At 63.8% G+C, this 21,175-nt stretch carries 21 protein-coding genes; 8 read left to right on the forward strand and 13 right to left on the reverse strand.

Annotated elements, in window-relative coordinates:
- Positions 1-17: 17 nt before the first annotated feature.
- Positions 18-392: a J domain-containing protein gene (locus ACIPV6_RS08255; protein ID WP_400270409.1), complete on the forward strand. Its 375-nt coding sequence runs from the start codon at positions 18-20 to the stop codon at positions 390-392.
- On the forward strand, positions 389-766 hold the full coding sequence (locus ACIPV6_RS08260) for a hypothetical protein (protein ID WP_397325342.1): 378 nt from the start codon (positions 389-391) through the stop codon (positions 764-766). The genes ACIPV6_RS08255 and ACIPV6_RS08260 overlap by 4 nt, the downstream gene beginning before the upstream one ends.
- Before the next feature lie 82 nt (positions 767-848).
- Here the strand turns inward: ACIPV6_RS08260 and aqpZ are convergent, their stop codons facing one another.
- The 3 genes from aqpZ to ACIPV6_RS08275 form a co-directional block, all read right to left on the reverse strand.
- Entirely contained in the window at positions 849-1,559 is a 711-nt protein-coding gene (gene aqpZ / locus ACIPV6_RS08265; protein ID WP_400270410.1) for an aquaporin Z, read from the reverse strand.
- Between the two features lie 181 nt (positions 1,560-1,740).
- A complete protein-coding gene (locus ACIPV6_RS08270; RefSeq protein ID WP_400270411.1) occupies positions 1,741-1,968 on the reverse strand; it encodes an antitoxin in 228 nt (75 codons plus the stop codon).
- A gap of 26 nt (positions 1,969-1,994) precedes the next feature.
- Entirely contained in the window at positions 1,995-2,813 is an 819-nt protein-coding gene (locus ACIPV6_RS08275; protein WP_400270412.1) for an RNA polymerase sigma factor, read from the reverse strand.
- 99 nt (positions 2,814-2,912) lie between these two features.
- Between ACIPV6_RS08275 and ACIPV6_RS08280 the strand changes: the two genes are divergently transcribed.
- A complete protein-coding gene (locus ACIPV6_RS08280) occupies positions 2,913-3,896 on the forward strand; it encodes an Lrp/AsnC ligand binding domain-containing protein (RefSeq protein WP_400270413.1) in 984 nt (327 codons plus the stop codon).
- A gap of 51 nt (positions 3,897-3,947) precedes the next feature.
- Here the strand turns inward: ACIPV6_RS08280 and ACIPV6_RS08285 are convergent, their stop codons facing one another.
- A complete protein-coding gene (locus tag ACIPV6_RS08285) occupies positions 3,948-4,616 on the reverse strand; it encodes a hypothetical protein (protein WP_400270414.1) in 669 nt (222 codons plus the stop codon).
- A 459-nt stretch (positions 4,617-5,075) separates the two neighbouring features.
- Between ACIPV6_RS08285 and ACIPV6_RS08290 the strand changes: the two genes are divergently transcribed.
- Entirely contained in the window at positions 5,076-6,407 is a 1,332-nt protein-coding gene (locus ACIPV6_RS08290) for a DUF6350 family protein (RefSeq protein WP_400270415.1), read from the forward strand.
- A gap of 30 nt (positions 6,408-6,437) precedes the next feature.
- Here the strand turns inward: ACIPV6_RS08290 and ACIPV6_RS08295 are convergent, their stop codons facing one another.
- Positions 6,438-6,887 carry a hypothetical protein gene (locus ACIPV6_RS08295; protein ID WP_400270416.1) on the reverse strand — a complete coding sequence of 150 codons (450 nt, stop codon included), beginning with the start codon at positions 6,885-6,887 and terminating at the stop codon, positions 6,438-6,440.
- Between the two features lie 11 nt (positions 6,888-6,898).
- Between ACIPV6_RS08295 and purN the strand changes: the two genes are divergently transcribed.
- Positions 6,899-7,468, forward strand: coding sequence for a phosphoribosylglycinamide formyltransferase (purN, locus tag ACIPV6_RS08300; protein ID WP_400270417.1), 570 nt, complete (start codon positions 6,899-6,901; stop codon positions 7,466-7,468).
- A 386-nt stretch (positions 7,469-7,854) separates the two neighbouring features.
- Positions 7,855-8,523 (forward strand): hypothetical protein, encoded by a 669-nt coding sequence (locus ACIPV6_RS08305; protein ID WP_400270418.1) that lies wholly within the window; start codon positions 7,855-7,857, stop codon positions 8,521-8,523.
- A 65-nt stretch (positions 8,524-8,588) separates the two neighbouring features.
- Here ACIPV6_RS08305 and ACIPV6_RS08310 read toward each other — a convergent pair whose 3' ends face one another.
- The 3 genes from ACIPV6_RS08310 to ACIPV6_RS08320 are packed head-to-tail and all read right to left on the reverse strand — an operon-like array spanning position 8,589 to position 11,857.
- Positions 8,589-9,941 carry an MFS transporter gene (locus ACIPV6_RS08310; protein ID WP_400270419.1) on the reverse strand — a complete coding sequence of 451 codons (1,353 nt, stop codon included), beginning with the start codon at positions 9,939-9,941 and terminating at the stop codon, positions 8,589-8,591.
- A 43-nt stretch (positions 9,942-9,984) separates the two neighbouring features.
- Positions 9,985-10,935, reverse strand: coding sequence for an N-acetylmuramic acid 6-phosphate etherase (gene murQ / locus ACIPV6_RS08315; protein ID WP_400270420.1), 951 nt, complete (start codon positions 10,933-10,935; stop codon positions 9,985-9,987).
- On the reverse strand, positions 10,910-11,857 hold the full coding sequence (locus ACIPV6_RS08320; protein WP_400270421.1) for an N-acetylglucosamine kinase: 948 nt from the start codon (positions 11,855-11,857) through the stop codon (positions 10,910-10,912). The genes murQ and ACIPV6_RS08320 overlap by 26 nt, the downstream gene beginning before the upstream one ends.
- Positions 11,858-11,967: 110 nt before the next feature.
- Between ACIPV6_RS08320 and purH the strand changes: the two genes are divergently transcribed.
- Positions 11,968-13,638, forward strand: a complete 1,671-nt coding sequence (purH, locus tag ACIPV6_RS08325; protein WP_400270422.1) for a bifunctional phosphoribosylaminoimidazolecarboxamide formyltransferase/IMP cyclohydrolase — start codon at positions 11,968-11,970, stop codon at positions 13,636-13,638.
- A 103-nt stretch (positions 13,639-13,741) separates the two neighbouring features.
- Here the strand turns inward: purH and ACIPV6_RS08330 are convergent, their stop codons facing one another.
- The gene (locus tag ACIPV6_RS08330; protein ID WP_400270423.1) at positions 13,742-14,743 is read right to left on the reverse strand and encodes a trypsin-like serine peptidase; all 1,002 of its coding nucleotides are present in this window, start codon (positions 14,741-14,743) and stop codon (positions 13,742-13,744) included.
- Between the two features lie 345 nt (positions 14,744-15,088).
- On the opposite strand from ACIPV6_RS08330, the gene ACIPV6_RS08335 reads away from it, so the two are divergent.
- A complete protein-coding gene (locus tag ACIPV6_RS08335) occupies positions 15,089-17,308 on the forward strand; it encodes an NADP-dependent isocitrate dehydrogenase (protein WP_400270424.1) in 2,220 nt (739 codons plus the stop codon).
- A 64-nt stretch (positions 17,309-17,372) separates the two neighbouring features.
- Here the strand turns inward: ACIPV6_RS08335 and ACIPV6_RS08340 are convergent, their stop codons facing one another.
- The 4 genes from ACIPV6_RS08340 to ACIPV6_RS08355 form a co-directional block, all read right to left on the reverse strand.
- Positions 17,373-18,482, reverse strand: coding sequence for an FAD-dependent oxidoreductase (locus ACIPV6_RS08340; RefSeq protein ID WP_400270425.1), 1,110 nt, complete (start codon positions 18,480-18,482; stop codon positions 17,373-17,375).
- Positions 18,483-18,627: 145 nt separating this feature from the next.
- Complete coding sequence (gene phnE, locus ACIPV6_RS08345; protein ID WP_400270426.1) at positions 18,628-19,482, reverse strand: phosphonate ABC transporter, permease protein PhnE; 855 nt, start codon at positions 19,480-19,482, stop codon at positions 18,628-18,630.
- Positions 19,479-20,255 (reverse strand): phosphonate ABC transporter ATP-binding protein, encoded by a 777-nt coding sequence (locus ACIPV6_RS08350; RefSeq protein ID WP_400270427.1) that lies wholly within the window; start codon positions 20,253-20,255, stop codon positions 19,479-19,481. Before ACIPV6_RS08350 ends, phnE begins: the two co-directional genes overlap by 4 nt.
- Positions 20,255-21,172, reverse strand: coding sequence for a phosphate/phosphite/phosphonate ABC transporter substrate-binding protein (locus ACIPV6_RS08355; RefSeq protein ID WP_400270428.1), 918 nt, complete (start codon positions 21,170-21,172; stop codon positions 20,255-20,257). The genes ACIPV6_RS08350 and ACIPV6_RS08355 overlap by 1 nt, the downstream gene beginning before the upstream one ends.
- Positions 21,173-21,175 lie beyond the last annotated feature (3 nt).

Raw genomic sequence — 21,175 nt, forward strand, 5'->3', positions numbered from 1 at the left:
ACCGGGAACCGGCCTTGGTGAATGAACCTGATTACTACGCGATCCTCGGTGTGGCGCCAACCGCGTCGGCGCGCGAAATCGCCCGCGCATACCGCGCCTTGCTGCGGCAGCACCACCCGGACATCCGCCAAAAGACGCACGACGACGGTGCCTCCGAGGCGCTCGACCTCCAGCAGTTGCACGCCGTCATGCAGGCGTACGTCGTTTTGTCGGACCCAGTAAAGCGGGCGGCTTACGACCGGGGTCGCACGCGCGGGTCCGGAACTCCCGTCAGCGTTCGCGTCCATCGAACGACGGCGGGGCCCGCACCTGGGCGGGAGCAGCAACCCCTCAGCTTCGGACCTACCCGCTGGTCACCACTCCGCCGTACACATCCAAGGAGACCCACATGAGCGCCTGGCGTTCCTACGACAGCCACCTGATGCCCGCCTTTTACGAGCGCTTTGAGGAACGCTGGGGCAAGGGGACGGCGCCGTTCCTGGACCCCGAAGTACATGAGCAGCCCATGCCCCGCGCCCAGTGGATCAACGTGGATACGGGTGCAGCGGTGGCCGTTGTTCCCATCTGGACGGACGATCCGGAGCATCGTTCCTTCGGCGTCTTCTACCTCCCGCCAGCGGGGGACATCTGGATCCTCCGGCCGGGGCCAACCACGTTCATGGAGCCCGGCAGCGGTTCATCGCGCGACCAAGTCTCCTTGCGCAACGATGCGTTCAAGAAGGCCGTCAATCATGCCAAGGAGTTCATCTACGGGCCGCAGCCGTGAGGGTCGCCGCCGTCGAGCGACCGCCTCTGGGCCGATGGACGAAGCGAATCCGGGCGGATCGAGGCAGCCTAGGCGGAGTGCGCTATGACCGGCGCACCAGGCGATAGAGGGCTGCGGCGGCGATGCCGCCGGCAATTGGGGCAACGACGAAAACCCAAAGCTGACCGACTGCCCAGCCGTCGGCCCAGAGGGCCGTCGCAATGGAACGTGCCGGGTTCACCGACGTATTCGTTACAGGGATGCTGATGAGGTGAATAAGAGTCAGGGTTAAGCCGATGGCCAGGGCTGCGAATCCTGGCGTTGCCCGCTTCTCCGTGACGCCAAGGATGATCAGAACGAAAACTGCGGTCAAAACGAATTCGATGACCAGTGCCGAACCAACCCCAAACCCACCGGGGGAGTGATCACCGAAACCGTTTGATGCGAATCCGCCAGCACGTGCGGCCGCAAAGAAGCCGTCGGGGCCACCGGTTGCAATCGCGGCCAGCACGCTTGATGCGGCAGCGGCGCCCGCAATCTGGGCAATCACATAGGCCGGGATGTTCTTTGCGGGGAAACGCCCTGCAACAGCCATGCCGATGGTTACTGCCGGGTTGAAGTGCCCACCGGAAATGTGTCCGAAGGCGTACGCTCCCGCCACGACGGTAAGTCCGAAGGCCAGCGACACTCCCAGAAATCCAACGCCCAGGGTGTTTGACTTGTCCGGGAAATTTGCCGCGAACAAAGCCGTGCCTACGCCACCAAACACCAAGATAAATGTTCCGATGGCCTCGGCGCCCAGTTTGGCAGCCAAGGTTGGGGCGGGTTCCAGGTCATGTCGATGTGGAAGTGTTGTGGCTTTTTGGCTGACCATATTGGTCCTTTCAAACTGAAGGTCTATGTATCGCTTCGAAGGCAACCACGAAGGTGGAGGCCCTCCGTGAAGGAACTTTCGGGGGCTTCGTGGTTTCGAGTTGCCGGAGGTAGTGGCTGCGCTACTGCTGGGGGGTGTCTTCCGCGGGACCAACTTCTTCATTTTCGCCGTCGATATGTGACACGAAGTCCGAGGCCGCACCTTGAACGAGCTCAACCTGGCTGGCGAACTTGCCGTCTGTCTTTTCGTCCACGAAATCGCCGACTTTTTCGATTCCGTCCTGGATGGCTTCTTCGTTGCCTGCGATGAGGTCCTGGGCCTTGCCCTGCAAATTTTCAAAAAGTCCCATGGGTGTCTCTTTTCTCTGCCATTGTCCTAAAGGGGCGGAGTTGCCCCAGCAGATAAGTCCGGTGGGGGCGGGATTCGTGACGCGGTCCGACCGTGATTTCGGACTCTCATCAAGCTTTGAATGTCCCGCAGGTCGGAGAGCACTGTCCTGCAACGCGGACAAACAGCCAGATGGCTCTCAGCGCGGTTCCGTTCCGAGGACCCGATGGTCTTCCTGGCGAGCCTTGCGAGTAGCCAGCGGACCCTGGCACATTTGTCTGACTCGGCAGCCCGAACATGCTGCTGCAGGTAGGCGACCCGTAGCCCCTCCCTTGCCCGGATGAGCAACGAGGCAACCGCGTTTGGACTCACTCCAAGCATTGCGGCAACCTCAGCGTGACGCATGTCCTGCAGCTCGATGCATTTCAGGACCGTTTGCCAACGCGCCGGAAGAGACCGCAGCGCTTGCAACAGCATGGTGGAGTCTTCTTTCACTGTGGATTGTTCCGCATGCGGATGAATTGGTTCCAGAGCCCGGTCGCGCTCCAGAGCCTTGCCGCGACGGGCCAGCTGGTTTCGGCGATGGGCCATGCGGCGGGTAATAGTGAGGACATAGGACTTGAAGTGCTCCCGTGGTCCCGTCCCGACCGCGAGCGCCCGGAAGACCTCCAGGAAAGCTTCGGCGACGACGTCTTCGGCATCATTTCTATTGTCGGTTTCCTTGAGGGCCACGAATGCGACCGCTTTTCGATGTCGACCGTACAGTTCATCGAAGGCCGCCCGGTCTCCGTTACGAACAAGCTCCATGAGCTCCTTGTCATCGAGCGCCGCGTAGCGGGACAGTACAGGCAGGACCTGTGCGAGCATGGCATTTCTTTCAGGATGGGGAAGACAGTGGCCCCAAAACTAGGGCTCGCGTGATTGAATTCACGGCAAACGCAGGAAAAACCGGAAAGTGCACCAGCGATGCAGGATTTCGATCTGGACGAGCGCGATCTGCGCTTGTTGCATGCCCTCCAGGTGAGACCAAGGGCCTCGTGGACGTCCCTGGCGCCCATCGTGGGTGCCGATGCGGTGACCTTGGCCCGGCGGTGGACTGCTTTGCAGCAGGACGGCCTGGCGTGGATGACGTCCTATATTGGGGCCGGTACGAGGTTCGTTGGCGCCATCGTCGAAGTGGACTGCAAACCAGCTGCGCTCCCAGCCATTGTCGATGACCTTGCGAGGATCCATGAGGTGATCAGCGTCGACCAGACAGCGGGTGGACGCGACCTTGTTATCACCGTGCTCTGCCGCAGTGATCCTGAACTTTCAGCGTTCCTTGTTGACAGGATTCCTGGGGTGCCAGGCATCCGAGGTACGCGCACGCATCGAGTCATCACGTTGGTTACAGATGCCCAACGCTGGCGACTGCGTGCGTTGGGTGAGGAAGAGGTGAAGACTCTGGAACGGGCAGTTCCCCCGTTGGGTCCCGCGCCGTCTGCCTTACCCACAGATGTGGAGGAAAAGCTGATCCGCATGCTCTTGGTCGATGGCCGGGCCTCGGTTGCAGACATCGCTCAGTGGTTGAACATTTCGCCTGCCCGGGCAAAGAATGCCTTGTCGAACGTGTTGGGCCACCAGCGGGTGGTGGTACGGCTGGAGGTTGCGCGGACCTTCACGCCGTGGCCCATCAGCGTTTGGTATTTCCTGCGTGTCCCGACCACCAAGGTTGAGTCTGTCGCGGTCAGCCTTGCTGGCCTGGACGAAGCGCGCTTGGTTGTTACCACCGGTGGTCTCTACTCGCTGGTTATGTCGGTGTGGCTGAGGCGGGTGGAAGACATGACCCGGTTGGAAAAGCAGATGGGCCAACGGTTTCCCTACGTTGAGATTGTTGACCGATCCATTGTTCTTCGCACCCCCAAACATGTGGGCAAGAGGCTCGCCCCTGACGGGAGACGGATCGTCTAGGGAATACGCTTGGGCTTTTCCGGAGATGCCTCAAGAGGCGCCCACGATTGCCTACTGTCCTGCCCAACGACGCACCGTGCTATTGACAAGGCCAACCAGGACGGCAGTCCACCAGCAGCCCTGGGACACAGCTGCAGCAATCATGATCCGCGCCCGCAGCCTCCGGCCCAGCCCTCCCAAACGTGTCTGGGGCGGAAGGGACATCAACCTATGCATGGCAGGACTGACGCCTAGGCCGTTCAGCATGAGCACCAGAACGCTCACAAGTTTGATGCACGTCGCCGGATTGCCAAGGTCGGGTTTGATCGTTGCTCCCGAAGCCAGCAGCAACGCGATACCGCCCCAGATCAGAGGTCGTGCCACAGACTCGAGTTTGCCCGGTTCATGGAGTGCCACTTTGCCGAGAATCCAGAGGAGGCCGAGCCAATCAACCACCAGTATCGTGCCGAAAGCCAGCACCAGAGCCACAACGTGAACTGCGAGACCGATGCGGTGAATTTCGGGACCAGCGTCCATATATTCCCCAGTCAATACCGAAGCCGACCACGCTGCAAAGCAGATCAACCCCAGCGGCAGCATGCGTGTCCGCGGCAAGGCGTGCCGGCCGCTTGCCGTAGTCAACAGCCTTCGTCCCGTGGAAGGACCGCGGAAATCGGCAAGCCTGATGGTGTTGGCTGCTTCCATCACACGGGAGTTGAAGGAGTCGTTCGAGTCGAGCATGTGGGGAGCTTTCGGTTCGCCTGCGGATGGCGAACGCCTGCGCCCACCTCCATACAAGTGGTCAAACAGCCTTATCGTGACGTCGGAGCTACTCCGACAGTGCGGTACTTCCGTTCACGAGAGGTGGGTTCCCCGGCGCTATGCCAGCGCCAAAACGCCGGGAGCTCACCCCTCGGCGGCAACCAAAAGGGCGAAACCCAACGGGGCATAAGAAGGCTGGTGCAACCTGGAGAGTATCCGTAGCTGGTTGCACCAGCTGCTAGTACGACTTTCAGTAGTTAGTTGTGACACCTATCCATTGGCCGCTCCTAGTTCCCGGCTTCGATGATTTTCCGGGCTTATGAAGTCTGTGAAAACACCTCCAATTTTACGGCCGGACCGCGGAAAAAGCTCCGGAATTCGCCGTACTACCGGGAGTCTGCCGGGGGAGTGGAGCCCACCGTGGCACGATAGATCACGATGAAACTGCGCGCTGATCAGACCGGAAACCGTGGCCTCCCCATGCCCCTTTGGCTGCAGGGTGGTCTGGAAGCGGCGCAGGCAGCGTTCATTTCCGCCATCGTTGTGGTGTTGCCCCTGGTAGGGGTGTGGGCAACGGACGGATTCCAGAACCGCAACGTGGATGCCCTGGCCCGTTTGGCCGGCCAGGCGTGGTTGCTGATCCATGGGGTTCCGCTGCATCTGGCCCAGGTCAATCTGGGCACTGCAGGCCAGCCCGGCTCCGGGTCCTTATCCTTGATTCCCCTGGGCCTGACGCTCATTCCGTTCCTGCTCGCGTGGCGGGCGGGCCGTCGCCTGGCCCGGGCCTCGTACACGGACCAGTTGTGGCAGGCGTTCCTCGGCGCATGGCTTGTTTACGCAGCCTTCGGTGCCGCGACCGGGTTCGTGTGCCGGACCTCGGACGTGGTCATCAACCTGTGGTTCGCCATGTCCATTCCGCTCATCTCCTTCGGCCTGGGACTGGTGGTAGGCGCCCGGCGCGAGGCCGGTTCCTGGAGCCGCCTGATCGGTGTGGATGCCGTCAAGTGGCTCGCCAAGACCAGCCAACATTCGCGCTGGGCCGGCTCGTACGTGGGTTCGGCGTTGAAGGCCGGATTCGTGGCCACCATGGCCGCAGTCGCGCTCGCCGCCGTGCTCCTGGCCGTGGATATCGTGTGGCATTGGACGGACATCATCGCCGTCTATGAAGGCTTGAAGGCCGGAGCATTGGGCGGCGCAGTCCTCACCATCGCCCAGCTTGGTTTCCTGCCGAACCTGGTCATTTTCACACTCGCGTGGTCCTCCGGCGCGGGCTTCTCCCTCGGCGTCGGCTCCACCGCGGGACCGTTGGGAACCGCCGTCGGACCTTTGCCTGCCGTCCCGATCTTCGGTGGGCTGCCCGCCGGACAGCTCGACCTCGGCGGCATGGCCCTGGCGCTGCCCGTGGTGGCGGGGATCGTGGCCGGTTGGTGGTTCCTGCGCGAAGGCGAGAACCACTTTGACGAGTGGCTCTCCATCAAGGTCAAGGCCCGCTGGTTCACGGCTGCGGTGTCCACGCTGTTTCTCGGCGCGTTTATTGGCGCCGTCGCGGGTCTGTTGAGCGCGGGACTGGCGTGGATCGCCCGCGGTTCGGCCGGAATCGGCCGGCTCACAGACATTGGCCCCCACCCGTTGTGGACGGCTGTCTGGGTGGCCGCCGAGGTGGGTATCGGCGTCGTTATCGGTTACGCAGTGGGGCCGTGGCTGGAACGCAGCCAGAAGCTCCGCGAGGCGAACCTGGACGAAAAAGCGTACGACGACGAACACGCCTAAGCCTGTAGGCGGCCGCTTGGGTGGGGATGCCTAGCGCAACGGCCCGGGCATCGAGTTTTCCAGGTCCGCGAGGCACTGCGACTTTGCCGTCTCAGTCAAAGCCGACCGCGCACAATCCTGGTACGTACTCACCTGCTTGAAGAAGAGCGAGGTGGTGAGGATCAGCAGGCACATGATCGCCGAGACCACCAAGCCGGAGATGGTTCCGAACAGCACGATTTTGGAGTGCTTGTACTTAACTGCCCGGACAAGGACCACAATCCCCAACACCACGCTGGCCACGGTAAGGATGGCGCTGAGCCACACGTAGTTCACGTTCAGGGAGAAGACGAAGAACGATCCCAAGGCCGACAAAAGGAACGCTCGGAAAAGCACCTGCGTCCGCCCAAATGCGGACTTTTCCGCCTCGGCGCGGGACTTGGGACTCTGCCGGGGATCGACGTCGGGATTCATGTTTTCCAGCCTACGCGAGCCGCCCATAAGCTAGTGCAATGCGCATTGTTGTCCTCGTGTCCGGTACTGGTTCAAATCTGCAGGCTGTCATTGACGCCGTGAAGTCGGGTGAACTGGATGTGGAGATCGCCGCCGTTGGCGCCGACCGCCCGGATACCTATGGTGTGGAGCGCTCGGACGAGGCCGGCATCGAGACCTTCGTGGTCAACTTCAACTCCTTTGAAACCCGTGCCGAGTGGGATGCAGCCCTGCGGGACAAGGTGCTCTCCTACAGCCCGGACGTGGTGGTTTCCTCGGGGTTCATGCGCATTGTCAGCGCCGACTTCATCGATGCCTTCGGCGGCAAGTACGTCAACACCCATCCTGCATTGCTGCCCTCCTTCCCCGGCGCCCACGGTGTCCGCGACGCCATGGCTTACGGCGTCAAGGTCACCGGCTGCACCGTCCATTGGGCCGACGCCGGCGTGGACACGGGGCCGATCATTGCCCAGGAGGCCGTGGTGATCGAGCCTGAGGACACCGAGGAAACCCTGCACGAGCGCATCAAGGTAGTGGAGCGCCGACTCCTGGTCCAGACCCTGGCCAACCTCGCCTCCGCGCCCAACTAAGTCGCGGATCAGGTCGTTCCCAGCGCTGGGAACGACCTGAAGTGCTACTCAGTTTGCGTTCCGCGGCCCAGGCCTGTGGATAACGGCCCGCGCACCCGCTGATTTTGTCAGCATGGGGCATGAAGTATCCCGGCCCCCTGCCAGAATCCCTGTCGTCAGCCTCCTTTACTTTGCAGCAAGCCCTCGACGCCGGTGCATCACGACGGCGGCTACGTCACCCGAGCCTGGTCGCGCCAAGCCGCGGAATCAGAACCGTTGCCGGGGAGCTCCCAACGAGCTTCGCCGATGACGCGCGGCCTCTGACTCACGTAACTGCATTCTCCGCTGCGTCCCACGCCACGGCCTTCCTGCTGTGGGAGTTTCCGGGGTTTCTACCAGGAAGCAACTTGCCTGGGATTCACATCTCCCGGCCAGAGGGGTTTGCCATTCCGCGTCGACGAGGTGTGGTGGGCCACCGGGGTCAGTTCTTCGAGGACGAGATCACCACACTGGACGGCCTTTACATCACCACGCGCGCCCGTACGTGGTTGGACTGCGCCCGGAAAATGGACATCGACGAGATCACAGTCGTGGCCGATCATCTGATCCGCAATCCGCGACCGGAGTTCGAGGGGCGCACGGAACCGTACTGCACTCTGGCCGACCTTGAGGACATGCTGGACCGGCACTGGGGGACACCCGGAATCCGCAAAGCCCGCCTTGCTTTGGAGCAGGCCCGCGTCGGCGCCGACTCCGCGCCGGAAACGCGATTGAGGCTGGCACTGGGTCGGGCCGGGCTGCCCACAGCGGGCGTCAACGTGCGCACGGAACTGGGTCCCGGCGTCGTACGTCAACCAGACCTGAGTTACCGCGAGTGGCAGGTCGCAGTCGACTACGAGGGTGAAGGGCACTCGGACCGCGAACAGATAGCCCGGGACATCGCGAAGGAAGAAGACTTCAGCCGTGCTGGATGGACCTTGGTGAGGATTTCCAAGCGCCATATGTCCACCGACGCAGCAACGGCTGTAAGAAAAGTGCGGCGCGCGCTCGAAGAACACGGCTGGACACCCCTCTGAGTCGCAGTTCAGGTCGTTCCCAGCGCTGGGAACGACCTGAACTGCGACCTAGTTGGGTCAGCCAGTTACGAGAGGACGCGCTGCTTCGTTTCCGGGGCGAAGAACGCCATCCACAGCACGGAGATCAGGACGAGCCCGCCCGCCAGGGCGAAGGATGTTGCCAACCCGAATTCCGGCCAGAAGAACGAGGCAAACACCAGCGGCCCGAACCCTGCTCCGATGCGGGAGAACGTCGAAGCCCAGCCAAACCCCGAGCCCCGGAGCTCGGTGGGGTACAGCTCGGACACGTACGCATACAGCACGGGAATGGCCACCTGGACCACGAAGCCGAACACGAGCAGCCAGATCACGGCGGCCGAGGGAATGTCCACCACGAACGCCACGATCACCAGCGTCACCGCAGACAACGGGCCAGTGATGGCCAGGATCCACTTGCGGCCAACGCGCTCCACCAACAGGGCGGCGACAACAACGCCCAAAAGCCCGACGGCGGCCATGCCGGCTGTGGTGACAAAGGCCTTGTACTCCTCGAACCCGGCGCCGATGAGAATGCGTGGCATCCACGTGAGCGACAGGTAATACACCAGAAGCACAGTGAAGAAGAGAGCCCAGGCAGCCGTGGTGATCTTCCAGTTGAACGTCCAGATCCGGCGGAGCTGACCCCACGCACTGCCAGCGGAGAGCCGCGGAGCGTCCTGCGGTTCGGGCAGGCTGTAAGCGCGGGCCGGGGCTCCGGTAGCTTCAACCAACCCGTCAATCACAGCCGCCGCCTCAACGCGTCGGCCTTTCCGGATCAGGAACAACGGGGACTCCGGAACCGAACGGCGCACCCAGAACACCAAGAGTGCGGGGATCACCATGACGAGCATCGTGAGGCGCCAATCACCGTACAAAGCAACGAGCCCGGCCGAAACAAACCCACACAGTGCTGCGCCCACGGGCCACCAACCGTCCATGGCAGTGAGCACCTTGCCGCGTTGCTTCCGGGGCGTGAACTCACCCACCAAGGCATAGTCCACGGGAATGCAGCCGCCCAGGCCAAACCCCGCCATGAACCGGAAAATGCAGAACCACACGATGTCCGGAGCCAACGCACCCAGCACCGTGAAGAGGCTGAAGATCAGGAGTGTCGCGGTGAAGGCCTTCTTGCGGCCGATCGTATCCGCGATGGTGCCCCACGCGAAGGCACCCACGGCCATGCCGATCAGGTTCGCGGTGCCGATCCAGGCCGCGTCGGCGGGCTGGAGGGACCAGTGCTTGGAAAGCAGCGGAATGAGGATGCCGTTGAGCGTCACATCCCACGCGTCGAACATGAAGCCGAGGCCACCGATCAGGAAGATCTTGCCTTGGACCTTCCACCGCCACGGCAGTTCCTGCACCACTTGTTCGCCGCTGGGCACGGTTGTGTATGTATTCATCAAGGCCTCCTACCTGCAACTCTAGGCGCTCGGCCAGACACTGTTACTTCTGGCTTTCGATGGCCCTCCGCAGGAATCCACCGGCTTCCTCCAACGCGCCCTTGGCAGCCGCCGGATCGAGGCCGCTCAGCACCACCAGAATCGCCGCCTTCACCGAACCACCCACTGAATCAAGCGCCGCAGCCGCCTCGGCAGCGGACACACCCGTGGCGTGCTGCACAGTCCGTTGCGACCGCGCCAGCAGCTTCTCGTTCGTGGCGCGAAGGTCCACCATCAGGTTCCCGTAGGTCTTGCCGAGCTTCACCATGACGAGCGTGCTGATCATGTTGAGGACAAGTTTCTGCGCGGTCCCCGAATTAAGCCGCGTGGAACCCGCGATGAACTCCGGACCCACCACCACCTCGATCGCCACGTTCGCCAAATGACTCACGGCCGAGCCCTTGTTGCACGCCAACGACGCCGTAAACGCCCCCTTCTTCCGGGCCTCCTCCAGCGCGCCGATCACGTATGGCGTCCTCCCGGACGCGGTGATACCCACGACGGCGTCCGCTTCCGTCACGTTGATATCGTGCAGGTCCCGCGCGCCCGCGGTCGCGTTGTCCTCGGCATACTCCACAGGCTTCTGGATGGCCTGGGTGCCGCCGGCGATCAGCCCGACGACGAGTCCCGGCGGGGTGCCGAACGTCGGTGGGCACTCGCTCGCGTCGAGCACACCCAGCCGTCCCGCCGTCCCGGCTCCCACATACAAAAGGCGACCGCCGCGCTGCAGCCGCTCCGCAACGGCGTCGACCGTTTGAACAATCGCCGCACTCGCCTCTGCGACGGCGGCGTGCACCCCCGCGCTGTGGGAGAGCATGGCCTCCACGAGTTCGTCGGTACCCAGGATGTCCAGGTCCTTGAGGTTCTCTGCGGCGGCTTCGGTCTGCAGGCCAGCGAGTTCCGTGCGGAGATCGGCGAGTTTGTCAGAGTCAGTCGGGCCAGTTTGTTCCGTCACGGTGGATGTACCTTTCCTGGAGGAGCCCGCGGCGCGTCGCAGCGAGAGCGGCACCGTCCAGGCCGTCGCCGAGCGGGGCCACCATCTCAATCCCAGCCGAAGCGAGGGACTTCTGCAAGAGTCCTGCGAAGAACCCAGAAGCCGCCACTCCGCCCAGTACGGCCACCCGCTGTTTGCCGCTTGCGTCGCCGGACGCGGCCAGTTCGACGGTGCTGGTCAGGATGCGGCAGGCGTCGTCCACAATCTCACGTGCGACGGCGTCACCCGCCTCGGCTGCGTGCAGAACCAGCGGCGCGAAACGGGCCATGGCGCGGTAGGGGTTCTCTTGTTCGGCGAGCCAACCCGGGAGGTGCTCGGGCGACTCGACCAGGGCGCCCGCCGCAGCCGAGAGCGACGTGGCGGGTCCGCCGTCGTGCGCCTGCAGAACTGCTTGAAGACCCTGCTGGCCGATCCAGCGGCCGCTGCCGTGATCGCCAAGATAAGGACCCCAGCCGTCGGCACGGTGCAGGACTCCGCCCTCGTCGAAGCGAAAGGCCACAGCACCCGTACCAACGATCAGGCTGATCCCAGGAGCGCCTTGGAGTGCCCCGAGATGGGCGGCCGTTGCATCCGAGAGAACGGCCGCGGGGACGCTGAAATGTTGGGACAACATGGCGGCAAGTTCGCGGGACTTTTCGGCTGAGGCTTCAACGCCGGCGACTGCTGCCCCGACGCCCGTCAGGGTGCTCACGGGCAGGCCGGGTGGCAGCATCGCCGTGGTCTCGAGAAGGAGATCGAAAGCCAGGGTCGGCCCGTTGTCGATGTGGACGCCCGCGAAGCCGTGCTGGTCCGCAGCGCCGAGCAACTCATCACCACTCCGCAACTCCACGCGGCAACGGCTCTTCCCAACATCGGCAACAAGAACGACGTCCGTGGCATCCATGCCTCAACCCTATGTTGCAGGACGCAAAACCAGCCATGCAGCGAAACACGATAAACTGCCCATATCCCCACCGACCCGCGATATCTACGCGAACTAAGACGGAGACTTTTGTGAGCTTGACGCAGCTTGACCGTGTTCCCATCCGCCGTGCACTGATCTCGGTTTACGACAAGACGGGACTGGAGGAGCTCGCGAAGGGCCTGCACGCAGCCGGCGTCGCCATTGTTTCCACCGGCTCCACCGCCAAGAAGATCGCCGCAGCAGGCATCCCGGTCAAGGAAGTCGAAGAAGTTACCGGCTCCCCGGAAATGCTCGATGGCCGCGTCAAGACCCTGCACCCGCGCGTGCACGGCGGTATCCTTGCCGACCGCCGCGTGGAAGCGCACATGGAAACCCTGGCCGGCATGGAGATCGAAACCTTCGACCTCGTGGTGGTGAATCTCTACCCGTTCGTCGAGACCGTGAAGTCCGGCGCAGCGCAGGACGACGTTGTTGAGCAGATCGACATCGGAGGTCCGGCCATGGTTCGCTCGGCCGCGAAGAACCACGCCGCCGTCGCAATCGTCACGGACCCCAACTTCTACGGCGCAGTGGTTGACGCCGCAGCACATGGCGGTTTCGACCTGAACACCCGCCGCCGCCTGGCCGCCAAGGCCTTCGCGCACACGGCCAGCTACGACAACGCTGTTGCCTCCTGGACTGCCAGCCAGTTCCTGGACGAAGACGGCGACGGCGTCATCGACTGGCCCGCCTACGCCGGCCTGGCCTTGGAGCGTTCCGAGGTTCTCCGCTACGGCGAAAACCCGCACCAGCAGGCGGCCCTCTACGTGGACAAGGCTGCTCCGGCAGGCATCGCCCAGGCCGACCAGCTGCACGGCAAGGCCATGAGCTACAACAACTTCGTCGACGCCGATGCCGCCCTCCGCGCTGCTTTCGACTTCGCCGAGCCTGCCGTCGCGATCATCAAGCACGCCAACCCCTGCGGTGTTGCAGTCGGTTCCGCCGACGCAGCGGACCCGATCGCCGACGCCCACGCCAAGGCCCACGCCTGCGATCCCGTCTCCGCGTTCGGTGGCGTCATCGCTGCGAACCGCACGGTCACCGCAGGCATGGCCCGGACCGTGGCCGACATCTTCACCGAAGTTGTCATCGCACCGGACTTCGAGCCGGAAGCCGTGGAGATCCTGTCCAAGAAGAAGAACATCCGCCTCCTCGCACTGCCGGAGGGCTACGGCCGCTACGCATCCGAGATGCGCCAGGTGTCCGGTGGTGTCCTGGTCCAGATGAGCGACAAGGTGGACGCCGACGGCGACAACCCCGCCAACTGGACCCTCGCCGCCGGTGAAGCCGCCGACCAGAAGACCCTGGCGGACCTCGCCTTCGCCTGGACCGCCTGCCGCGCAGCCAAGTCCAACGCCATCCTCCTCGCCGATAACGGTGCCGCAGTTGGCATCGGCATGGGCCAGGTCAACCGACTCGACTCCTGCAAGCTGGCCGTCGAGCGCGCCAACACGCTGGGCGTCCAGGTGGAGTCCGACGTCGAAGGTGCTGGCGGTGCGTCCAACGCCAGCGGCGCCAACGCACCGGAGCGGGCCCGCGGTGCCGTGGCAGCATCGGACGCGTTCTTCCCGTTCGCTGACGGCCTGCAGATCCTGATCGACGCCGGTGTCCGCGCCGTGGTCCAGCCGGGTGGCTCGGTCCGCGACGAGGAAGTCATTGCCGCAGCCAACGCCGCAGGCATCACCATGTACTTCACGGGTGCACGCCACTTCTTCCACTAAGAACGCCGCGCCCAAGGCGCGTAGAACCACACCGCAACGGCGGCCGCCCCTCAAAGGGGACGGCCGCCGTCGTAATTAACAGGGACTTGCTACAAAAGAGCCGTTACGAAGCCGCCGCGGTGTTGTAGGTGGACTGGATGACGGAGCCCCAGTACGGGCCGTACATGGTGGTGGAGTTGCTGCCGTAGCCGTAGGAGTTGACCGAGTTCTGGTAACCGTTGGAGCTGTTGCCGATGAACCACGGACCACCCGAGGAGCCGCCGGTCATGTTGCAGGGGATGCCCTGGGTGTTGAACTGCGGGTTATAGGGATCGTTGGTGGCGGTGCCGGAGCAGCTCTTCAGTGATTCGCCGTTGAAGGGAGAGGCTGCCGGGTAGCCGAAGGACTTGTAGCTCAGGCCGCGGGCGGCGTTGAACTGGACGCCTGAGGAGCCAACAACATCCGCGAGCTTCTGGCCGTTGAGGGTGTTGACCACGGCGAACGCGGTGTCGTACTGCATGTTGCCGCTGGAGGCCCACTGGGTGGGGGAGTACAGCGCCTTTGCCGTCCACTTCCCGTAAGGTGCGGAGCCGTTGAGGTAGGCCGGGACAAACACGAAGTTGGTGGCGTACGCGCCCGGGCCTTCGTTGACGCAGTGCCCTGCGGTGGACACCGTGCTCTTGTTGGCGGCGGTGACGGAGTTGCCGGAGCAGACGTAGTTGGAGCCGCCGAGCGTGAAGAAGATCTTGCCGATGTGCTTGACCGGCGATTCGCTCTGGTTGACCTTGAGGTTGATGGCCTTGGAGTCGGTGGAGGCCTGCTGGCCTTCGATGCTGGTGACGGCGCCCGGGGCTTCGGTGACCGGGGCTTTGCCGAGGTTGAGCAAACCGGTGCGCTGCAGTGCCTTGGTGGCGAGGACATCGCCGTTCTTGGCGCTCTTCATGCGTTCCGGGGTCCAGTAATCTGCGGCGCCGGCGTCCTGCGTCAGATGGCTGCTGACCGCAGCGCCGCTGGAGTCGATGTCCTTGACGGGGGCCGCATTGGCGCTGGTGGTGCCAAGCAGCGCAAGGATCGCGGCAGTGGACAGACTCAGCAGGCTTGTGGCCAGGGTCTTGGTTTTTGTCACGTTGTTCCTACCTAATCGAGGGAGTGAGGCGGCCAGTGATGGCGACCGCCGACTGACGGAATCGAAGCTACCCGGCGTGTGACAAGTTTGTAAAGAGATGTTTCAGAGTTTGTGATATTTTGCTGTCAGTTTCTTGATGGGTCCCGGGAGAGGAGTACGACGGCGGTGCGGCACCTCCGGCGGTCAGGCCGCCGTCGGGCTTTTGGGCGCCCGGGAGGCGTGTGCGAAGCGGCTGTGAAAGCGGTAACGCAAGGCGTGATCCCGGACACGAAGAGCCCCCAAATCGGCGTGCTCGGGTAAGTTAGAGATGTTGAAATCTGCAGACTTTCAGGGAGAACCCCGCCAATGGCCAAGATTATCTATACCCACACAGACGAAGCGCCGATGCTGGCAACCTACTCGTTCCTGCCGGTTGTGGAAGCGTACGCCTCGACCGCAGGTGTGGAGGTCGAAACCCGCGACATTTCGCTGGCCGGCCGCATCATCGCCGTGTTCGGCGATTTCCTGACTGAAGACCAGCGCACGGGCAACGCCCTGGCTGAACTCGGCGAACTGGCAAAGCAGCCGGAAGCCAACATCATCAAGCTGCCCAACATCAGCGCCTCCGTTCCGCAGCTCAAGGCCGCCATCGCCGAGCTCCAGGCCCAGGGCTACGCCCTCCCGGACTACCCGGACAACCCCTCCTCGGACACCGAGACGGACATCCGCTCGCGCTATGACAAGATCAAGGGCTCCGCTGTGAACCCGGTGCTGCGTGAAGGCAACTCCGACCGCCGCGCACCCCTGTCCGTGAAGAACTACGCCCGCCAGAACCCGCACTCCATGGGTGCCTGGACCGCGGACTCCAAGACCAACGTCGCCACCATGGGCCAGAACGACTTCCGCTCCAACGAGAAGTCCGTGGTTATCGAAGCCGATGACGCCCTGAGCATCCAGCTGGTCCGCGAAGACGGCACGGTGAAGGTCCTCAAGAAGGACTTCCCCGTGCTTGCCGGTGAAGTGGTGGACGGCACCGTCCTGCGCGCAGCTGCCCTGGATGAGTTCCTCGCAGCACAGGTTGCCCGCGCCAAGGAAGAGGGCATCCTCTTCTCCGCACACCTGAAGGCCACCATGATGAAGGTCTCGGACCCCATCATCTTCGGCCACGTGGTCAAGGCCTACTTCTCCGAGCTCTTCGACACCTACGGCAAGCAGCTCGCCGCAGCCGGCATCAGCCCGAACAACGGCCTCGCCGCCATCCTCAACGGCCTGGAAGACCTGCCGGAGGACGTCCGCGAAGGCGTCAAGGCAGCTATCACCAAGGGCCTCGAAGACGGTCCCGCACTGGCCATGGTCGACTCGGACAAGGGCATCACCAGCCTGCACGTTCCCTCGGACATCATCGTGGACGCCTCCATGCCCGCCATGATCCGCACCTCCGGCCACATGTGGGGCCCGGACGGTAAGGAAGCCGACACGCTGGCAGTCCTCCCGGACAGCTCCTACGCCGGTGTGTACCAGGTTGTCATCGACGATTGCCGTGCCAACGGTGCCTTCGATCCCACCACCATGGGCACCGTCCCGAACGTTGGCCTCATGGCACAGGCAGCCGAAGAATACGGCAGCCACGACAAGACGTTCGAGATCGAAGCTGCCGGTACGGTCCAGCTCGTGAACCGCGCAGGAACCGTCCTGATCGAACACCAGGTTTCCCCCGGTGACATCTGGCGCGCATGCCAGACCAAGGATGTCCCCATCCGCGACTGGGTCAAGCTGGCAGTTACCCGTGCCCGTGCCTCCCAGACGCCGGCTGTTTTCTGGCTGGACAAGGGACGCGCCCACGACGCCAACCTGATCGCCAAGGTCAACGAGTACCTGAAGGACCACGACACCGAGGGCCTGCAGATCGAAATCCTCTCCCCGGTCGAGGCCACGGCCTTCACCCTGGAGCGCATCCGCAAGGGCCAGGACACCATCTCCGTCACGGGCAACGTGCTCCGCGACTACCTGACGGACCTGTTCCCCATCCTCGAGCTTGGCACCAGCGCCAAGATGCTTTCGATCGTTCCGCTGATCAACGGTGGCGGCCTGTTCGAGACCGGCGCCGGTGGATCCGCTCCCAAGCACGTCCAGCAGTTGGTCAAGGAAAACCACCTGCGCTGGGACAGCCTGGGTGAGTTCCTCGCCCTGGCCGTCAGCTTCGAGCACCTTGCCACCACCACGGGCAACGCCCGCGCCCAGGTCCTGGCGGACACGCTGGACCGCGCCACGGGTACGTTCCTCCTCGAGAACAAGTCCCCGCGCCGCAGCGTTGGCGAGCTGGACAACCGTGGAAGCCACTTCTACCTGGCCATGTACTGGGCCCAGGAACTGGCCAAGCAGACCTCCGACGCAGAGCTGGCTTCTGCCTTCGCTTCGATCGCCGATGCACTGACCTCCAACGAAGAGGCAATCGTTGGTGAGCTAGCCGCAGTGCAGGGTCCCGCCGTCGAGCTGGGCGGTTACTACCGTCCGGACGCCGCCAAGGCCGCTGAGATCATGCGCCCGTCGGCTACGTTCAACAAGGTCCTCGCGACCCTGAAGTAAATTCCAACTGACTCGCAGTTGTTGTTGTTTTGAGCTCAGGACAACAACTGCGAGTCAGTTGCGTTTAACGGTCCGCCGCGAACCGTGCAGGCGCGGTGCCGCCGTCGACGATGTCCTTCAGCACCCGGCCAATAGCCGGCGTGAACTTGAAACCGTGGCCCGAGAAACCGGCACCCACCACCAGAGGTCCGAAACTGTCCAGGACGAAGTCCTCGTTGGGCGTGGTGGTGTAGGTGCAGCTGATGGGAACCGCGGTGGAAGGGTCGACGCCGGGAAGCCACTCTTCTGCGTACCTCACCAGGGCTTCGAGCTGCTGGGGGATGGGCTGGAAGGTGCGCTCGTCCGGGTCCATGACCGGCCCGACGCCATGCCAACCAGCCTTGACGCCTTCGCCCGGGGTGAGCATGCCGTAGACGGGGCTGAACCAGTACTCGTAGATTTCGTTGTTTGGGTCGGGGTCCGGGTTGTGGTTGAAGCTGGGCCACACCAGCGTGTTGTCTGTCGGGGTGAAGTGGGCCGGTTGCTCCTGCGTGACCACCAAGGCTGGGAGCTTGGCGAGCCCGTCCAGGACCTTCGTGGTCCAGGCACCTGCGGTGACTACTACGCGCTTGGCCGCGTACTCGGTTTCCTCCGTCACCACCACCACTGACTCGGCGCCGTCGACGCGGATGTCGCGGACCGGCGTCGAGTATTTGAAGATGGCCCCGCGGGACTCCGCCGAGGTGCGGAGCGCGACCAGCGCGTCCGCGGCCCGGATCCGACCGGATCCCGGGACGAAGAGCACATCGGTGGCGAAGTTCATGCCTTGCCAGCGGTCGGAGGCTTCTGAAGCGGAAATGAAGTAGCTCTCCACACCGCGTTCCTCATGGGCGGCGCGGATACCTTCCAGCTTGGGCGTGTTGCCGTGGTTCGCCAGCCCCACCAGGTCCAGCAGGGGAGCGCCGTGTTCGGCGGCGAGCTCGTCCCACAGGATTTTGGATTCATCCAGGAGGTCCAGGTAGTCGGCCTCGGCGTAGGCGGTGTTGAAGTTGCGGGTTGCGCCGTGGGAAGCGCCAATGTGGTGTCCGGCCTCGAACCGTTCCAGGAGCACCACGGATTTGCCGCTGCGGGACAGTTGCCACGCGGCCGCCGATCCCATCGCTCCGCCGCCAACAACCACCACGTCAACCTGCATACCCGCTCCATCCACAAAGTCCGCGGCCCGCATGTCCGGGCCACCTCCCATTCTGCCCCCACTCACCCAACTGGGTCGCAGTTGGGGGCGTTTTGAGCCGTCAAAACGCCCCCAACTGCGACCCAGTTGGGGGCGGGCAGGTGGGTTAGGCAGCCAGGCGGCGGCGGACCCATGCGGAGAACTGGTCCACCACGATGATCAGCACCAGCACGATCAGGATGTGCGTGAGCATCGAGTCGAACTGGAAGGACTTGATGGACTGGTTGATCAGCAAGCCGATGCCGCCAGCGCCCACCAGGCCAAGGACCAGGGAGGACCGCACGTTGACGTCGAACCGGTAGAGCAGCAGGCCCACGAACTGGGGGACCACCATGGGCAAGGTGGCATTGGCAACCTGCTGGACGCGGTTGGCCCCGGCGGTGCGGAGGGCTTCCTGTGGCCCGGCGTCGATCTCCTCCATCGACTCGGCCCAGAGCTTGCCCATGACGCCCGTGTTGTGGCAGATCAACGCGAGCACGCCAGCGAACGGACCAAGCCCCACTGCAGTCACGAAGATCAGGGCGAACACGATGTCCGGCACGGCACGGAAGAAGGACAACACAGCTCGCGCAGCTTGGTACACCAGCCGGTGCGGACTGGTGTTCTCCGCGGCAAGCGCTGCCAGGAGCAAGGCAAACGGTACAGACAACGTGGTGCCCAGCAAACCGATCCAGAGGGTCACGAGCGTCGCTTCCAGGCCGGGCTTGAGGGTCTTCTCCCAGCTGAGGTCCGGCGGGAACGCATCGGCAACGAACGCAGCCATGCCCTTCCAGCCGTCCACCAGGAGTTGGGGTTTGAAGTCGGTCCCTTCGAAGGCCACAGCGTGGAGTCCGACGACGGCGGCAACCGCTACCGCCGTCGTGATCCATCGCAGCGGCTTCTTCGGGCGGACCAGTGCCACGCGGGTTTTGCTTGGCGTGTCCCGTCGCAGGACGGCGGGTTTCAAGGTCTGCGGAGTCATGCGGCAACAGTCCTGTCTGCGGTGTCCCTGTCCGGGGCGTAGAGCGTGTCGAGGTGCTTGGCAGTTACCTCGGAGGATGGAAGATCGAACGTCATGGACCCCTGCAGCAACCCGATGGAACGGTCTGCGTAACGCAGTGCCAGGTCCGGCTGGTGCAGGACCGCCGCCACAGCGAGGCCCTCCGAGTGCGCGAGTTCACGGAGCAACGCCATCACCTGCTCGGCGGCGTGCGGGTCAAGTGCGGATACGGGCTCGTCGGCGAGTACGACGTCGGCGCGCTGGCAAAGTGCCCGGGCTACGGCCACGCGCTGCTGCTGGCCGCCAGAGAGACGGCCGACGCGGTCGAAGGCGCGGTCAGCGAGTCCTACGCGGTCCAGGCAGTCGAGGGCTTCCTGCTGGACCTCGGCCGGGAACAGCGCCGGGGTGAGGGAGCGGATGGTCGGGATGCGGGAGAGCGCTCCGGCGCAGACGTTGTCCAGCGCCGTGCGGCGGGGGACCAGGTGGATCTTCTGGAAGATCATGGCCATCCGTTGCCGCGCCTGTTGCAGTTCGCGGCCCTGCAGGCCGTCCAACGCTGAACCGGCAATGCTGATGGTTCCCGAGTCCGGTTCGGTGATGCCCATGACGCAGCGCAAGGTGGTGGACTTGCCGGAACCATTGGCACCGAGGAAGGCGACGAGTTCACCGGCAGAGACGGAGAAGTCCACCCCGTTTAGTACCGTGCGGCCGTTGAAGGACTTGCGCAACCCCTGAACGGATAAGAGCGGTGCCACTAGAGATCCTTCTCGGTGAGGTTCATGGTCTTGGCGAGCTCGAACAGCGGGGTGTAGTTGTCCTTGCTGACCTCGAGCAGCGGGCCAGGAGGGGTGACGTCCAGGAACTCGCCCACCTTGGCTACATCCTCCGGCGAGAGTGAGAGGAAGGCTTCCTTGACGGCCTTCTTGAACGCAGGATCTGCGTCTCCGCGGACCGTGATGGGATCGTTCGGGATGGCCTCGGAGGTCCAAACCTGGCGGAAGTCGTCATTCTTGAACGTCCCGGCGGCGATGGCCGTAGCAAGCGTCTGTGAGTTGATCTCGGCTGCGTCCACCTTGCCGTTGGTCAGGGCCAGGAGGGCTTCGGGGTGCCCGCCGGTGTAGTCCATCTTGAGGTCTGCGTCCGCGATGCCTGCCTCGCGCAGGCCATAGCGGGGGAGCACGTCACCCGAAGTGGAGCCCACGCTGCCCAGTGCCAGGGACTTGCCCTTGAGATCGCCGATTGCCTGGATGGGGCTGTCCTTCGGGACCCAGATTCCCGCCGTGTACGTGCTGAGGGCCTTCTCCGCCGTGCCGAACGACACCACGGGTTCGGCGCCGGCCTTGGAGTCTGCGAAAACATAGCCGAGCGGACCGAACTGCCCCAGGTCCAGCTTGCCGTTGCGCATGGCCAGGACCTCGGCGGCGTAGTCCTCCACCACTTGGACGGAGACAGGGCAGTCAAGTTTCTCGGACAGGGCGTTGGCCAGCACATCGTAGGCAGGCTTGAGCTTCGCGGGATCCTCGTACGGCTCGATGCCGAACTTGATCTCGCCGTTGGGGCACGTGGCGGATGTTGACTGCGATGAAGCTGACTGGGCCGATCCGCCACACGCGGTCAGTGCAAGGGCAGCGGCAAGGGCCAGGGCGGAGCCGGTGAAGAGGGTGGTTTTCATGGG

Origin of the sequence: Paenarthrobacter sp. NPDC089988 (genome assembly GCF_044748465.1) — a bacterium.
GTDB lineage: Bacteria > Actinomycetota > Actinomycetes > Actinomycetales > Micrococcaceae > Arthrobacter.

Bases quoted from the DNA above. Each gene is read 5' to 3' on its own strand.
- ACIPV6_RS08260 (WP_397325342.1), top strand. From the start codon at position 389: ATGAGCGCCTGGCGTTCCTACGACAGCCACCTGATGCCCGCCTTTTAC.
- ACIPV6_RS08270 (WP_400270411.1), bottom strand. From the start codon at position 1,968: ATGGGACTTTTTGAAAATTTGCAGGGCAAGGCCCAGGACCTCATCGCA.
- ACIPV6_RS08275 (WP_400270412.1), bottom strand. From the start codon at position 2,813: ATGCTCGCACAGGTCCTGCCTGTACTGTCCCGCTACGCGGCGCTCGAT.
- ACIPV6_RS08280 (WP_400270413.1), top strand. From the start codon at position 2,913: ATGCAGGATTTCGATCTGGACGAGCGCGATCTGCGCTTGTTGCATGCC.
- ACIPV6_RS08285 (WP_400270414.1), bottom strand. From the start codon at position 4,616: ATGCTCGACTCGAACGACTCCTTCAACTCCCGTGTGATGGAAGCAGCC.
- ACIPV6_RS08290 (WP_400270415.1), top strand. From the start codon at position 5,076: ATGAAACTGCGCGCTGATCAGACCGGAAACCGTGGCCTCCCCATGCCC.
- ACIPV6_RS08295 (WP_400270416.1), bottom strand. From the start codon at position 6,887: ATGGGCGGCTCGCGTAGGCTGGAAAACATGAATCCCGACGTCGATCCC.
- purN (WP_400270417.1), top strand. From the start codon at position 6,899: ATGCGCATTGTTGTCCTCGTGTCCGGTACTGGTTCAAATCTGCAGGCT.
- ACIPV6_RS08310 (WP_400270419.1), bottom strand. From the start codon at position 9,941: ATGAATACATACACAACCGTGCCCAGCGGCGAACAAGTGGTGCAGGAA.
- ACIPV6_RS08320 (WP_400270421.1), bottom strand. From the start codon at position 11,857: ATGGATGCCACGGACGTCGTTCTTGTTGCCGATGTTGGGAAGAGCCGT.
- ACIPV6_RS08335 (WP_400270424.1), top strand. From the start codon at position 15,089: ATGGCCAAGATTATCTATACCCACACAGACGAAGCGCCGATGCTGGCA.
- ACIPV6_RS08340 (WP_400270425.1), bottom strand. From the start codon at position 18,482: ATGCAGGTTGACGTGGTGGTTGTTGGCGGCGGAGCGATGGGATCGGCG.
- phnE (WP_400270426.1), bottom strand. From the start codon at position 19,482: ATGACTCCGCAGACCTTGAAACCCGCCGTCCTGCGACGGGACACGCCA.
- ACIPV6_RS08355 (WP_400270428.1), bottom strand. From the start codon at position 21,172: ATGAAAACCACCCTCTTCACCGGCTCCGCCCTGGCCCTTGCCGCTGCC.